10 protein-coding genes are annotated in these 15,006 nt (G+C 46.0%); 5 read left to right on the top strand and 5 right to left on the bottom strand.

The genetic code is table 11. The annotated features are described in order from the left end of the window. Positions 1–235: 235 nt before the first annotated feature. From VM802_RS06085 to VM802_RS06075, 3 genes are all read left to right on the top strand, one after another. Entirely contained in the window at positions 236–3,739 is a 3,504-nt protein-coding gene (locus tag VM802_RS06085; protein ID WP_325528941.1) for a SusC/RagA family TonB-linked outer membrane protein, read from the top strand. Between the two features lie 11 nt (positions 3,740–3,750). Further along, positions 3,751–5,238 carry a SusD/RagB family nutrient-binding outer membrane lipoprotein gene (locus VM802_RS06080; RefSeq protein WP_325528940.1) on the top strand — a complete coding sequence of 496 codons (1,488 nt, stop codon included), beginning with the start codon at positions 3,751–3,753 and terminating at the stop codon, positions 5,236–5,238. Positions 5,239–5,328: 90 nt separating this feature from the next. Continuing rightward, on the top strand, positions 5,329–6,045 hold the full coding sequence (locus tag VM802_RS06075; protein WP_325528939.1) for a DUF2490 domain-containing protein: 717 nt from the start codon (positions 5,329–5,331) through the stop codon (positions 6,043–6,045). Between the two features lie 5 nt (positions 6,046–6,050). Here the strand turns inward: VM802_RS06075 and VM802_RS06070 are convergent, their stop codons facing one another. The 3 genes from VM802_RS06070 to VM802_RS06060 all read right to left on the bottom strand — a co-directional run bounded on the left by VM802_RS06070 (position 6,051) and on the right by VM802_RS06060 (position 11,152). Beyond that, on the bottom strand, positions 6,051–6,539 hold the full coding sequence (locus tag VM802_RS06070; RefSeq protein WP_325528938.1) for a YcxB family protein: 489 nt from the start codon (positions 6,537–6,539) through the stop codon (positions 6,051–6,053). Positions 6,540–6,560: 21 nt separating this feature from the next. After that, a complete protein-coding gene (locus VM802_RS06065; protein WP_325528937.1) occupies positions 6,561–7,064 on the bottom strand; it encodes a hypothetical protein in 504 nt (167 codons plus the stop codon). 764 nt (positions 7,065–7,828) lie between these two features. After that, positions 7,829–11,152 carry a vitamin B12-dependent ribonucleotide reductase gene (locus tag VM802_RS06060; RefSeq protein ID WP_325528936.1) on the bottom strand — a complete coding sequence of 1,108 codons (3,324 nt, stop codon included), beginning with the start codon at positions 11,150–11,152 and terminating at the stop codon, positions 7,829–7,831. Positions 11,153–11,479: 327 nt separating this feature from the next. Here VM802_RS06060 and VM802_RS06055 point away from each other — a divergent pair, with 327 nt between their 5' ends. After that, positions 11,480–12,241, top strand: a complete 762-nt coding sequence (locus VM802_RS06055) for a phosphoglycerol geranylgeranyltransferase (protein ID WP_325528935.1) — start codon at positions 11,480–11,482, stop codon at positions 12,239–12,241. 120 nt (positions 12,242–12,361) lie between these two features. Here the strand turns inward: VM802_RS06055 and VM802_RS06050 are convergent, their stop codons facing one another. Together VM802_RS06050 and VM802_RS06045 are read right to left on the bottom strand one after the other, a co-directional pair. Continuing rightward, entirely contained in the window at positions 12,362–13,090 is a 729-nt protein-coding gene (locus VM802_RS06050; RefSeq protein ID WP_325528934.1) for a LytR/AlgR family response regulator transcription factor, read from the bottom strand. A gap of 100 nt (positions 13,091–13,190) precedes the next feature. Next, positions 13,191–14,237 carry a sensor histidine kinase gene (locus tag VM802_RS06045; protein ID WP_325528933.1) on the bottom strand — a complete coding sequence of 349 codons (1,047 nt, stop codon included), beginning with the start codon at positions 14,235–14,237 and terminating at the stop codon, positions 13,191–13,193. A 221-nt stretch (positions 14,238–14,458) separates the two neighbouring features. Here VM802_RS06045 and VM802_RS06040 point away from each other — a divergent pair. After that, positions 14,459–15,006: 1-deoxy-D-xylulose-5-phosphate synthase N-terminal domain-containing protein (locus tag VM802_RS06040; protein ID WP_325528932.1), on the top strand; the 548-nt coding region annotated here is incomplete at its 3' end.

Genomic DNA, 15,006 nt, shown 5'->3' with positions numbered 1-15,006 from the left:
TGATGATATTATACTGTAGCGTATGTTGATGATATACTTATCTTGATTAACAACTTCCGTTCATCATCATAATCCTGCAAATCAAAAGAATCTCAGTTCAAAATCAAAAAAGAATCTCAGTCAGGTCATTGTATAACGCCTTTTGATTGTATTGTTATATTGATATGAGCAGTATGACAATAGACAGGATAAGAATACTGTCAAAAAAATTTGTAACCAAATCAAGATTTATAAGATGAGAAGCCATGTACTAGCCTGGTCGGGGCTGTGCTATGCACTTTTCTGCTATACCTCCGGCAGCGCATACACAAAACCCGAAGGGTATCTCACCATGCATCAGCAACCTGCAGATACCACCGTTCCGGTAGTCATTAAACCCGCTGCTGCCGATACTACTATCAAACAGAAGCCCAGGCAGGATACTGCCGCCAAACCGCAGCAGGATACTGCAAAACCTGTAAAAGACACTACTACCAAACCCACCAGGGATAGTGCCGCCAAACCCAGCAAGGACACAGGTTTGATCCTTCCGCCTGATGACGCTACTGTTAAAAAAGAGATCGGTAAGTTCTCACTCAATGGTATGGTTAAAGACGATAAGGGCACACCTATTCCAGGCGCAATAGTGAAGAACAAAACAGCCAAACTGAACGCGGTAAGTGATCCTGACGGTAAATTCACCATCAAGGCAGGTATCAACGATACCCTGCTGATCACATCCCCCACATTTGCTGAACAAACCATTCCCATCGCAAAGAGGGAACCACTCGCTGTTACCCTCACGCCTGTAAACGCCAATAAAAAAGTTTTGGGAGAAGTAGTAGTGACTGCGCTCGGTATCAAGAAAAACCCACGCTCTGTCGGCTTCGCCATGCAGGAAGTAAGTGGAAGTGCAGTACAGGAAGCAAAGGAAGTAAACTTCGTGAATGCGCTGAGTGGTAAGGTACCCGGCCTGCAGGTCAATACCAACACCGGTTCTATGGGAGGTTCCAGCAAGATCACCATACGCGGTGTAAAGTCTATCCTCGGTGATAACAATGCTTTCTTCGTACTGGATGGCGTCCCAATGATGAACAATAACACCAACCAGGGCGGACAGCTCAATGGCGGCGGTGGCTATGATTTCGGCAGCCCCCTGCAGGACATCAACCCGGAAGATATAGAAAACATCTCCGTACTGAAAGGTGCTGCTGCTACTGCCTTGTATGGCAGCCGTGGCGCCAACGGTGTGCTCCTGATCACCACTAAAAAGCGTCCTGAGAGTGAAAAAGGATTAGGCGTGACCTACAGCCTCAATGCCCAGATAGATCAGGTATCCATACTGCCCAAATACCAGAACATGTATGGCGGCGGCAGCGGTGGCAGATTCGATACGCTTTATTACAAAGATCATCCTGAAGCTTTCCTTAATGAACAAAGCGCTACTTACGACGACAACAACGGCAAAGGACGCTATGACCTGATGCCGCAATATTATGAAGATGCTTCCTGGGGCCCGAAACTGGATGGCCGTATGGTACGTCCATACTGGTCATGGGACAAAAACAAAAACAATCCTTTCTTCGGTAAAACAGCGCCGTGGTCGGCACATCCAAACAACGTAAAAGATTTCTACCGCACAGGATTTACACTTACCAATAATATCGCAGTGGGCGGTAACAATGATAAAGGCGGCTTCCGCCTGTCTTATGGCAACATGACTCAAACCTTTATCCTGCCCAATTCCTCGATGAACCGCAACAACCTGTCGTTTAATGGTAATTACCAGCTTACCAAAGGCGTTACGGCTTCCGCATCCATGAATTACAGCGCTTTACGCGCCAAAGCGCGTCCGGGTACAGGTTTCACAGGACCTAATCCTACACTGCAGTTTACCATGTATGGTCAGCGCCAGTTGGATCTGGAAATGGAAAAACGCTATCAGTATGCAGATGGTTCGCAGATCACCTGGAACCGTAAGGCATGGAACGACCCTTCTCCCGTATCCAGCAACGGCCCATACTGGAACCGCTATATGGATTATGAAACAGATGGCCGCAACCGCCTCTTCGGTAATGTGGGAATAGATATTGAAGCCAATAAATGGCTTTCCTTCTCCGGCCGTGTATTTATGGACGATTATAATACCCTGGAAGAAGAAAGAACCGCGAAAGACTATTTCGTAGGCGGATATATCAAACGCATCCGCACTTCCCGCGAAATGAACTACCAGGTAACTGCAGATATCAAAAAGAATTTCGGGAAAGACTTCCTCCTTAATGCTACCCTGGGCGGTAACATCATGCATCGCAAATGGACTACCACCGGCGGCAGTACAGTCGGCGGCCTCACCACAAAGGGAGTGTACAATCTTGGTAACTCTGTACAGGTAGCATCTCCCATTGACGAACTGTACGAAAAACAAATCAACTCCGCATTTGCTACCGCCAATCTGGGGTATAAGAACATGCTGTTCCTTGACCTCACCGGCAGAAGCGATTGGAGCTCCACACTGGCACGGGGTAATAACCAGTACTTCTACCCCTCAGCTTCCCTCTCTTTTGTGTTTTCCGACCTGCTGAAAGAATGGAAATGGCTGACATTTGGTAAACTGAGAGGTAGTATGGCCGCGGTAGGTAACGATGCTGATGCTTACAGCCTTTACAATACCTACGATTTTGTGCCGCCATTCGGTAACTACCCGCTGTCACAGTTCAGTCCCGTTCAGTTCAATGCAAACCTGAAACCGGAACGTACCACAGAATATGAAACCGGCGTAGAACTGAAATTCCTGGATAATCGTATAGGCCTCGACTTTACCTACTACAACCGCACCACCAAAAACCAGATCATCACACTCCAGATACCAGCTGCTACCGGATTTATCGGCGCTTATGTAAATGGAGGAAGCGTACAGAACCAGGGCATTGAAATAGGACTCAACCTGAATCCCATCCGCCTGAAAAACGGCTTCCGCTGGGATATCAATGCCAACGTAGCGCGCAACAGGAACAAACTCCTGAATATGGATGTGGCGCAATACAATACATCGTTGCCCATTCTCACCATCGGTAGCGACCGCCGTACCCAGAAAGTATCTGTAGTGGCTGCTGTAGGCGAACCGCTGGGAACAATCCGTGGTACTGACTATACTTACCTTAACGGACAAAAGCTGGTGGACGATCGCGGCTTCTACGTGCCCAGCCCGATACAGAATATCGGAAACGCCTATCCGGACTATGTAGGCGGTGTTACCAACTCCTTTACGTATAAAGGTATATACCTGTCAGCACTGGTAGATTTTCAGAAAGGCGGAAGTTTCTTCTCCTACACTAACCTGTACGGCGAAAAATCAGGTCTGTTGGAAAGCACAGTGGCCAACGGTATCCGCGAGAATGGCATTGTGGTTCCCGGTGTTACCGCAGATGGCAAACCCAATACAAAAGTCATCTCTGCACAGGATAACTTTAACTTCAATGGCGGTAACGTCATTAGTAAAGCGAACCTGTATGATGCGAGTTATATATACCTGAGAGAAGTGAAACTAGGGTATAACCTGCCCGAATCATGGTATAAAAAGATTCACGCACAGGGCGCCAGGCTTTCGCTCTATGGTCGTAACCTGTGGCTGATCAAGTCCAATGCGCCGAATGTGGATCCATCCAACATTCTCAATTCAGCCTCCAATATCCAGGGTATTGAAGGAGGTGCATTGCCTTCACTCCGCTCATATGGCCTGAATCTGAATGTATCATTCTAAAACTTGTGAAGATGACCAAACGAATTATAAAATATAGCAGCGCATTTCTACTGGCCGTGTCAATGGCTGTTACCGGCTGTAAAAAACTGGATGAGCTGAACACCAATCCAAACAAGCCCTCCACAGCAGATCCGCAATACCTGTTCACCGGTGCACAAAAAGCTACCATGGATCTGCTTTACAGCGGACTTCAGAATGGTTACATTGCCATGCACTACGCTCAATACTGGTCCGGCAACTCCAGAACAAACGACAGCCAGTATCAGCTCGATGAAGGTAACAACTCCACACTCTGGAACAATCTGTACAGGATTTCCCTGCACAACCTGGATGGCCTGCTGAAACAGAACGCCCAGAAAGCAGGACAACCAGGTATCGCCAATCAGAATGCAATGGCGCTGATCTTTCGTGCATGGATATACGAAACACTCGCAGATACCTACGGCAATATTCCTTATTCTCAGACATTCCAGGTAACTACCAACATCACACCCAAATATGATGATGCCCAGACCGTGTATAATGCGGAACTGGACACACTCGAAGCACAGATAAAAATCCTGGACAATACACAACCCAGCTTCACTGCCGGAGACGTTATCTACAATGGTAATATCGACAACTGGAAGAAGCTGGCGCACTCACTCATGCTCCGTATGGCCATACGAATGGCTGACGTAGACAAAGAAAAAGCCCGGAAGATCATTGAAGCACACTACCAGGGCGCTTTCACTGGTAACGCAGACAACGCCCAGTTCCAATACCGGAACGAAGCACCTAACAAGTTCCCTTTCAATGACTCTGAGCGTCCAATATCCGATTTCTTTGTCAGCTCCACACTGGTCGATTACATGAAAAGCGTAGGCGACCCACGGCTGCCCATATACGCCCGCAAGGCGCAAGGTGATACCATCAAAGGAATGCCTTATGGCTGGGCCAGTTCTGATAAGAACAGGCTACCACCCGCCAACTATTCCATTCCAGGCACACAAATCTACAGCGCTACCATGCCCGGCATGCTGATGGGGTACCCGGAAGTGGAATTCATCCTGGCTGAGGCGGCTGCCCGCGGCTTCAGCGTAGGAGACGCCACTACTCATTACAATAATGGTGTCAGGGCTTCCATTGAATACTGGCGCACGCTGACCAATAGCAATAACATCACAGACTCTATTGTCCAGGCTTACATCAGCCGTGTGCCTTACAATGCGGCCGACTGGAAAAACGTAATCGGCACACAGAAATGGCTGGCGCTTTACCCACAAGGGTTTCAGGGATGGTTTGAAAGAACCAGGCTGAAATTCAATAAGCCCGGTGGCTCGCCGTTGTTCATTGCACCCGTTTCCGGGTCCATAGATCCTGGTGTTAAGTTTGTGCCTTACCGCCTCACTTACCTGATCTCAGAACAAACGCAGAACGCAGTTAATTACACGTCTGCCGCCGCCGCCATCGGTGGCGATACCAAAGGCACTATGCTCTGGTATAACAAACAGCCATAACACACAGCTATACTAAAACAACAATCAACCCGGACGCCCGCTTCATGCGGGCGTTTTTTTTTATCTTTACCCCTTACCTATATTCAGATTATGAGGAAAGTATTGTTACTACTGGCCTGCATGATCATTTCCCGTTTTGTAGCAGCCCAGGAAATGACGCACGCCTACCAGCATTGGTATACCTATTTCGGTACCATGAAGATCAATAACAAATGGACCGTTCCTTTTGATATACAGGGACGTATCAAGGATGGTATCAGCAAACAAGGACAACTGCTGATGCGCGGCGGCCTCCAATACGCAATAAACAAGCAGCATTATGTGTTGCTGGGATATGCCTTCGTACCTACCTATAACGCAGTAAGCAACACCTGGCTCCCGGAACATCGCCTGTTTGAACAATACATTTATAAGGAACGCAGCCTCGATATGACTCATCGGGTAAGGCTGGAACAAAGATGGGTGGCACAACCGTCGGGACCAGGCGCCAAAGCAGCTATCGGCAACTGGAAATACGGCAACAGACTACGCTACTTCAACCGTACACAGCTGCCGTTAAAACATAAAGCCGCCCCTACGCCGTTTTATATTGCCTTACAGGAAGAAATCTTCATGAACCTCTGGGGAAATAATATCAATAATCTCTTCTTCGATCAGAACCGCTTTCTGCTTGCATTCGGCTACCAGATCAATCCGGCAATAAAGGCGGACATCGGCTATATGAACCAGCTTGTGCAAGGCGGAAATGGCAACAAAACCATGAATCACATCCTCCACTTTGCTGTGATACATGCTTTCAGTCTATGAGAAAATTATTTGTAATTAGCGAATTTCATTCTGAGCATACTGGCAAACTGCTGGTATGCTTCCTCTGATTTAAAAGCGCTGGTGGGAATCAGGAAGAAGGTTTTCTTGTCCCGGTAGAGAAAAAAGAATTTTTTCGTTTCCACCACACGTGAAAAACTCTTCCAACTAATAGACCGCTTGTGATCGCTCGCAAGAGTGGAAATCTGCACCCCCTCCTCAGAATAGTTCAGCTGGATCTTATCTTTAAAAGTGGCCGCCTTATTGTAAATGGAAATGGGCAGGAGATACCAGAACACCCAACCCAGGATCAGCACCATGGCAGATATACCTGTGAGCGCACTGGACGTTACCAGGTTAAAAGAATAACCCGCTATAGTAGCCAGTAAAAAAATGATGATAGTATTACGGAAGACCTTGATTTCGCCCCGGTGCATAAAATGATAGCGCAATGCATGCAATACCTCTCCCTTATTATAATTAAACTCTAACTGCATCAGGCCCCGGGCAAAACTATTTTATCTGTTAACTGAAATCGACATAGGATTTTCCATTTCGTCACGCATAGTAACAGGCGCGTCCTTCTTCCGGTTGCGTTTTACAGATGAAAGCTCATCCTCGCTGAATCCAGGGAAGTTTTTCTTGATAAAAAGAAAGTATTGTTGCAGTACTTTCGGATCTACTTTGAACGGAAACGCAAGCTCTTTACCACTTTCTTTCAGAAAGTCGTTTGTATTGATCTTGGTCTCGTTTTGCAGGTACCATTTATATAGGTCCACAATAGCTTTTTCCAACTCTGCTTCATCTACCTTCTCCGTTGATTCTACTCTTGGAAATAACAGTACAAATTCTTCTACCCTTACAGGTTTGGGCTTGTCGTTGGTCTTGGCATTGTTACGGTTATCGTTGTTGTCTCCGCCGTTCTTACCACCGTTATTATTTCCGTTATTGAAACCAGTGCTGGCATTTGCTGATGTGGCTGCGGCCAAAACTACCAACAGCATTAACAACAGCTTTTTCATAAGGCATCCAAATTTTCGAGTCTAAAAATACAAATTATATTCAGAGTTTGCTAATCTCAGAAAAAATATACGTAGAAACACGCTCCTTTAACTTTTATCTAAAGCATCAGGCGGTTCATTAGATGCCGTTCCGGCGCGTTTCCATAAAATTGATTTTCAATGGCTGACCCCGGTATAATGGACCAACCTAAGAGGGTGGCAACCAAATTTGTATCCCCCAAAAACCACCTTCCTCATTTCAACTCCGGAAAAATCTATTTCTTATATATTCCCCCAACTTTTCTACCAGATCTGATTATTACCCCCCAAAAAAACAAAAGCAATGGGCGAACCATTGCTTTCGAGAGTCATTTACAATGCATGATGAATCATGCGGTGTAGGAATAATTGGTTTTTCATGGGACAGTAACCATAATAAAAATTAATACAATAACAAATATAATAAAATTATATGATGATGGTAGTGTCCACCAAAAATTTAAAAATGCTCCAATAAAGGAACCATTAATTAAATTTTATATAAAAAAATGAGATAATCTTAGAAGGTTATTAAATACAATGATAAATGGAGAAAATCTCTATCGAAGAGAACGTGAAGAATAATTCAAGGGTTATTTTAAAAAGTAAGGGCGCCTAGAAAAGCGCCCTCAATTTGTTACTATCCTATGAAAACCCTATTTGAATACAAAGATAAGTGCATGTTATTTTTCTTTGAAATTTTAAAGACACAATAACATATCATTAACAAGAGTTATAACACACAATCAGCTACAACCCATGCTGGTACCGCAATTCAGACATTTGTAACATGTACCTGAACGCACAGTTATGTGTCCGCATGTGCTGCATGCAGGTGCGTCACGTTGCATACTTCTCATATAATCTTGTGTGTTACTTTCGTGCGAATGAGCCACTGTAGCCTGTTGCCGTGGAACCTTAGGTGCGCCGTTACTTGCATTACCAACAGATGTAACACGTACATTAGATAATGAAGGTGTTGCTGGTGGCTCTTCTTCATCCTCTTCACCAGTATTGCCCGGAGCATCCAGCACATGCACAAGATCGGTTCGCCCAAGATATTCATATCCCAATACCCTGAAGATGTAGTCTACAAGCGACGTTGCAGACTTTATATTCGGATGGTCCACCATACCCGCCGGTTCAAACCGTGTGAATATAAACTTATCTACGAATTCTTCCAGCGGTACCCCATATTGCAATCCTACGGAAACCGCTATAGCAAAGCAGTTCATCAGACTGCGCAAAGTAGATCCTTCCTTTGCAAGATCAATGAATATCTCTCCAAGCGTACCATCATTGTATTCGCCGGTACGCAAAAATATAGCCTGGCCCCCAACTTTCGCCTTCTGCGTAAAGCCTCCGCGCTTGGGCGGCAAGGTTTGTCGCTCTACAATGCGCGACAGCTGCCGCTTTAATGTGGTATCCTTACTGGCCAGCATCCGCTTGTTCACTTCCTCCAACAATTCATCTATGGTCAGCTGATTCAGATCAATGATCTGAGAAGTCGCTGAAACTCCCTGCGGATCAACATCCCCCTTCCTTTTCCTGTCACTCTTATTACTGAGCGGCTGACTAAGTTTACTACCGTCCCTGTAAAGCGCACATGCTTTCAATCCAAGTTCCCAACTCATCATATATGCATCTGCAATCTCTGCAACCTCTGCTTCATTGGGCAGGTTAATCGTTTTAGATATGGCCCCGGAGATAAAAGGCTGCGTTGCCGCCATCATCCTGATATGACCATGTGGATGAATATATCTCATGCCATGCTTTCCACATTTGTTCGCACAATCAAATACCGGCAGATGCTCTTCCTTCAGATATGGTGCACCTTCCACCGTCATTGTTCCACAGATGTAATCATTGGCTGCATCAATCTCCGCATCTGTAAAACCCAATTCATGCAGCAGGCTGAACTCCAGGTTGAAGTACTGCTCAGGCGCAAATCCCAGCCTTTGCAAACATGCTTCTCCCAACGTGTATACGTTAAACACAAAGGAAATTTCGAATGAAGAAGACACCGCAGCATCCAGCTTCCTCAGCTCTTCTGCAATGAAACCCTTCTCACTCAGCGACTGATGATTGACGTATGGCGCGCCGGCGAAACTGCCGCTGCCCTTTGCATAGTCTACAATAGCCTTTATCTCATGTGGTTTGTAGCCCAGGTTATGCAACGCTGTTGGAATAGACTGATTGATGATCTTAAAATATCCGCCACCGGACAACTTCTTGAATTTCACCAACGCGAAATCCGGTTCCACACCGGTAGTATCGCAATCCATCACCAGCCCGATAGTACCGGTGGGGGCTATCACAGTAGCCTGCGCATTGCGATAACCATATTTTTCGCCCCACTGTACTGCCTCGTCCCATGCTCTTGTAGCTGCTTTGAGCAGGTAGTCCGGGCAATAGCGCGCCTGAATACCTTTGGGTTTTATTTCTATCCCCTCATACGCTTCCACAGCATCATAAGCCGCCGCACGGTGGTTGCGCATTACACGCAGCATATCAGCTTTGTTTTCTTCATACCGCGAAAATGCACCCAGATGTGAAGCCATCTCCGCGGAGGTCTTATAAGCCACTCCCGTCATGATAGCCGTAATCGCACCGGCAATACCACGCGCTTCCTCGCTGTCATACGCAATCCCACTCACCATCAGCATGGAGCCAAGATTAGCGTACCCCAGGCCCAGCGTTCGGTAATCATAACTCAATGCTGCCACCTCTTTAGACGGAAACTGGGCCATCAGCACAGATACTTCCAGCACCACCGTCCACAATCGCACCGTGTATTCAAACCCCGTAACATCAAACTGGTTAATCTTTTCATCGTAGAAACGGCGCAGATTTACAGATGCCAGGTTACAAGCCGTATTATCAAGGAACATATATTCTGAACAAGGGTTGGATGCGTTGATCCGTCCACCCTGCGGACAAGTATGCCACTCATTGATGGTAGTATCATATTGAGTACCGGGATCTGCACAACGCCAGGCGGCATAAGCGACCTGATCCCACAGATCCTGCGCTTTCACAGTCTTCATGGTTTTCCCGGAAGTACGTGCCTTCAGTTCCCAATCGCCGTTTGCCTGAAGCTGATGAAAAAAGCTATTGGGGATGCGTACTGAGTTATTAGAGTTCTGCCCGGATACTGTACGGTATGCCTCTCCCTCATAATCGGAAGAATACCCGGCTGCTATGAGCGCTGCCACTTTCTTTTCTTCTTCCACCTTCCAGTTAACAAATTCCATGATCTCAGGATGATCAAGATCAAGACATACCATTTTAGCCGCCCGGCGCGTAGTGCCACCGGATTTGATAGCAGCCGCAGCACGATCTCCTATACGCAGAAAGCTCATAAGCCCACTGGAGGTACCACCCCCACTTAACTTTTCGCCTTCCCCACGGATGTGTGAAAAGTTAGTGCCCACACCAGAACCATATTTAAAGATGCGGGCCTCACGCATCCAGAGATCCATAATTCCGCCATCATTCACCAGGTCGTCATCTACACTGAGAATAAAGCAGGCATGGGGTTGAGGCCGCTCATAAGCAGAAGTGGATTTCTCCAACTTGCCGGTACGTTGTTCCACATAATAATGACCCTGGGGCTTCCCCTTAATACCGTAACTCTCATACAGCCCGGTGTTAAACCATTGTGGTGAGTTAGGCACACATGCCTGGTTCAACATACAGTAGCAAAGCTCTTCATAAAAAATTTGTGCATCCTTTTCTGAAGCGAAGTACTCATAACGTTCTCCCCAGGCACGCCAGCAGTTGGCCATACGATGTACAACCTGCTTCACAGAGGTCTCCGGGCCAGAACTTCCGTCTTCCTGCGGTACTCCCGCTTTGCGGAAATATTTCTGGGCCAGTATATCTGTTGCTATCTGCGACCAGTCTTTTGGAACTTCAACGTTGGTCATCTCAAACACAACATCACCACCAGGATTACGGATCACTGAAGAGCGCAGGTCATATTCAAACTGCTCATACGGACTCACACCCTCTCTGGTAAAATGCCTGGAAAAGGTGAGGCCGCTTTCGTTGCTGACTGAATTTTTCATGCCAATAAATTTTTCTAAGGATGATAGAATTGCATTCTCGCGGAGGTATCTAAAGTTAATTTTAAAATACCTCGGAAAACCGATTTATTTTGCACAGTTTGTGGATAATTGAACAAACTGTTTATCACTTTATTTGTTATAAACCAAGCTGATATAAAAAATCCGGCTTAAAATTTGCCATCCACATAAAACTTTCCGTAAATGTTTGTATACTGCAATAAGTTAATGTTCATTCATGGAAAATGAATTGAATGCATATTTATTTAGCAATGTGGGTTATTAATAAAAAAATTATACATTTGCGACAACCGGAACAATGCGCTATTGATGTACAATAAAATATACACTTCGTTCATCGAAAAAAAGGTTAAGAAGGAAAAGGCGTTTGCGGTTTTAATAGACCCGGACAAGGTAAGTCCTGCCGGTATATTGGAGCTTGCGGATAAGTGTACTGCTGCCAGGGTTGATTATATCTTTCTTGGTGGTAGCCTTGTCATAACTGATCATCTCGATGAATGTGTGCAACAGCTGAAAGCCAGTTGTAACATTCCAGTTGTTTTATTTCCAGGAAGCCCCTCACAGGTTTCCAGGTACGCTGACGCACTGCTGTATCTTTCCATGATTTCCGGCAGGAATCCTGAATTGCTCATCGGCCAGCATGTTGTTTCCGCTGCCGCAGTGAAGAAAAGCCAGCTGGAGGTGATTTCCACAGGTTACATGGTAATTGATGGAGGAGCTCCTACCACTGTTTCCTATATCAGCAATGCATCCCCCATTCCTTCAGATAAAGCAGATATCGCCATGTGCACTGCCATGGCCGGTGAAATGCTTGGCATGAAAGTCATTTACATGGATGCCGGCAGCGGAGCCCGTATTCCTATTCCTGAAGCCATGATCAACAGAGTGGCCAGCCAGGTGGAAGTTCCCATCATCGTTGGCGGCGGTATCCGGGATGCTGAAAAAGCATACCGTAACTGTAAAGCCGGCGCGGATATTATAGTTGTAGGAAATGCCATTGAAAATGACCTTTCCCTGATTAAGGAACTTTCTGATGCCGTTCACTCCAGCAACAAGGCGGTAAGTCTCTGATCAATAACAAAATCTTCAAATAACTAAATAACTAAATAATAAGGGCCGGCTAAAACAGCCGGCCCTTATTTATTTAACACTAAAACTAATACTAACAGCTAAAGCTGACAGCACGCTCTTTTAAAGGCTCATCATTTCTTTGAACTTGACGGCCTGCCTACGGCTTACCTCAATCTTTTCACCACCCCGCATTTCCAGCAGAAGGCCCCCATTGAAGTAAGTATCGATTTTCTCAATCATCCGCAGATTAACAATATGCTTACGGTTGGCGCGGAAAAATACCCGCTCATCCAGCCTTTCTTCCAACGCATTGAGCGATTTCAGAATCAGCGGCTTGTTAGCCTCAAAATACACCCTCGCATAGTTACCCACACTCTCAAACAGGCGTATTTCCTGCAACTTTACAAACCAGCAACGATCTCCATCTTTCACAAATACCTGATCGTTTTCAGAAAGCAATGAGCGTATACCACCTGTAGCCGCAATCCGGTCTTTTTCATCCTGCTGGTGCAACTTGTGAATAGCATCCGCCAGACGCTTGGGCTCCACCGGCTTCAGCAGGTAGTCCAGCGCATTGTATTCAAATGCTTTCAACGCATATTCATCATATGCCGTAGTAAAGATTACCTGCGGCGTCTTCTCCAGTTCAGCCAGCAGGTCAAACCCGGTCTTATCCGGCATCTGGATATCGAGGAAGAGCAAATCAGGATGCAGTGATTCTATCTTTTCTATACCATCCTTCGCATTTACAGCTTCTCCAACTACCACAATCTCCGGGTGATCCGCCAGTAATTTCTTCAGCTCACTTCTGGCCAGGCGTTCATCATCTATTATCAATGCTTTTTTCATTGCAATATGAAGTTTGGTTGATGAATTTATTTTACGATTAAAAAATTAATGCTGTAATCTTTGCACACCGCAGATTACAACGGTTTATAAATCACAGAAGTCAGACAAGCGGCATCACCACCCTGGCTTCCACAGTTTTGGCATCTTTGTTATGGATCTCAAATGTAGCGCGATTTCCATACAACAGGCTTAATCGCTGCCGCGTACTTTGTAATCCCAGCCCATGCCCGTTCACCTGAGGTTCTTCCAGCTGTCCTGTATTCTCTATTGTAATTTCATGTTCCATCCCTTTCACCCTTGAAGCGATATATACCGTCCCACCACTGATTACGCGGGAGATCCCATGCTTGATGGCATTCTCTACCAACGTCTGCAACATCATCGGAGGCACCTGCAACTCCAGGGTATCCGGATCAATCTCATACTGCACCCGCAACCGCTCCTCAAAGCGGATATGCTCCAGTGCAAGGTAATCTTTTACAATATTTAGTTCATTCTCCAGGCTCACCGTCTCCGACTTTTCAGTAGACATAGAACTGCGTAATATATTGGAAAGCTCCGTGATTGCCGTCCTTGCCCGTTGCGGATTCTCATCTACCAATGCCCGGATACTGTTGAGCGCATTGAAGATAAAGTGCGGATTCATCTGCGCCTTGATCGTTTTAAGCTCCAACTCCTTCACCGTTGCTTCCAGCTTCAGATGATCCAGGTAGGAAGTACGGTTACGGTCTATGTAATGCCAGATAAAGTAGATAAACCACCATATGCTGGAAATGGCAAAAGCCGACAAAAGCCCACCCAATATGATATTCCTGACAAAACCCTGACCTTTCTGCCCATACCCGATCACATAACTCAGTGTCCAGTTATAGCTGACATACAATACCACCCCGGTACTCACCACCATAATAAAAAACAAGAGAGCCTGTTTCTCTAAACTGGCACTCCCCCAGCTGCGTCGCCGGTTGATCAACGTCCGGAAAATGTGCGTGGAAACTACCCCACAAATACTGAATACTAACAGATTTACCATTACAGCATTCAGATTTCCTTTAATCAGGGTGAAGTTGAAAAACAGGTTTATAAGGAGATACATTGCCCAGCCCAGTATCTGACACCACCAATATTTGGATATCTTTTTAAACATCAATTTAAGTTAATAAACTTCCCCAGTATTCCAAAAATACCTTATGAGCCTCCCCACTGGAACCTAAATGTTATAAATGGTGAATCACTTGGGTAAATGGCGAATGCCAAGCTGTGAATGGTCCGTATCCCGTAAAACACGCCTTTTCCTACCTCCCCGCCAGCGTACAACACATATTTTTTAGTACTTTTGTTCCAAACATAAACCCTGATCCATTTATTATGAACATTACAGCCGGCCCTCTGTTAAGCCAGATACAATACCCTGCTGATTTGCGCAAGCTGAGCAAAGATCAGCTGCACCAGGTATGCGATGAGCTGCGTCAGTACATAATTGACGTGGTAAGCGTACATGGTGGCCACTTTGCGGCCAGCCTCGGCGTGGTGGAACTGACAGTTGCCCTGCATTACATCTTCAATACTCCTTACGATCAGCTGGTATGGGACGTAGGCCACCAGGCTTATGGCCACAAAATTCTCACCGGCAGGAGAGAAGAATTTCCTACCAACAGGAAATATAAAGGTATCAGTGGGTTTCCTAAACGCGACGAAAGCGAATACGATACATTCGGAGTAGGGCATTCCTCTACCTCCATATCAGCAGCACTTGGTATGGCTATGGCCTCCCATTACAAAGGAGAGTTTGACCGCCAGCATATTGCCGTTATCGGCGATGGCGCCATGACAGCTGGCATGGCCTTCGAAGCCCTCAACCATGCAGGGGTGGCAAATGCCAACGTACTGATTATTCTCAACGACAACTGCATGTC

The organism is Chitinophaga sp., from assembly GCF_035538455.1.
In the GTDB taxonomy this organism is placed as follows: domain Bacteria; phylum Bacteroidota; class Bacteroidia; order Chitinophagales; family Chitinophagaceae; genus Chitinophaga.
The sequence above is the reverse complement of the archived record's forward strand: the minus strand, read 5'-3'. Positions and strand labels throughout refer to the sequence as shown.

Coding starts and splice junctions, on each gene's coding strand:
- VM802_RS06060 (WP_325528936.1), bottom strand. CDS start 11,152: ATGAAAAATTCAGTCAGCAACGAAAGCGGCCTCACCTTTTCCAGGCAT.
- VM802_RS06070 (WP_325528938.1), bottom strand. CDS start 6,539: ATGCAGTTAGAGTTTAATTATAATAAGGGAGAGGTATTGCATGCATTG.
- VM802_RS06075 (WP_325528939.1), top strand. CDS start 5,329: ATGAGGAAAGTATTGTTACTACTGGCCTGCATGATCATTTCCCGTTTT.
- VM802_RS06065 (WP_325528937.1), bottom strand. CDS start 7,064: ATGAAAAAGCTGTTGTTAATGCTGTTGGTAGTTTTGGCCGCAGCCACA.
- VM802_RS06085 (WP_325528941.1), top strand. CDS start 236: ATGAGAAGCCATGTACTAGCCTGGTCGGGGCTGTGCTATGCACTTTTC.
- VM802_RS06055 (WP_325528935.1), top strand. CDS start 11,480: ATGTACAATAAAATATACACTTCGTTCATCGAAAAAAAGGTTAAGAAG.
- VM802_RS06045 (WP_325528933.1), bottom strand. CDS start 14,237: ATGTTTAAAAAGATATCCAAATATTGGTGGTGTCAGATACTGGGCTGG.
- VM802_RS06050 (WP_325528934.1), bottom strand. CDS start 13,090: ATGAAAAAAGCATTGATAATAGATGATGAACGCCTGGCCAGAAGTGAG.
- VM802_RS06080 (WP_325528940.1), top strand. CDS start 3,751: ATGACCAAACGAATTATAAAATATAGCAGCGCATTTCTACTGGCCGTG.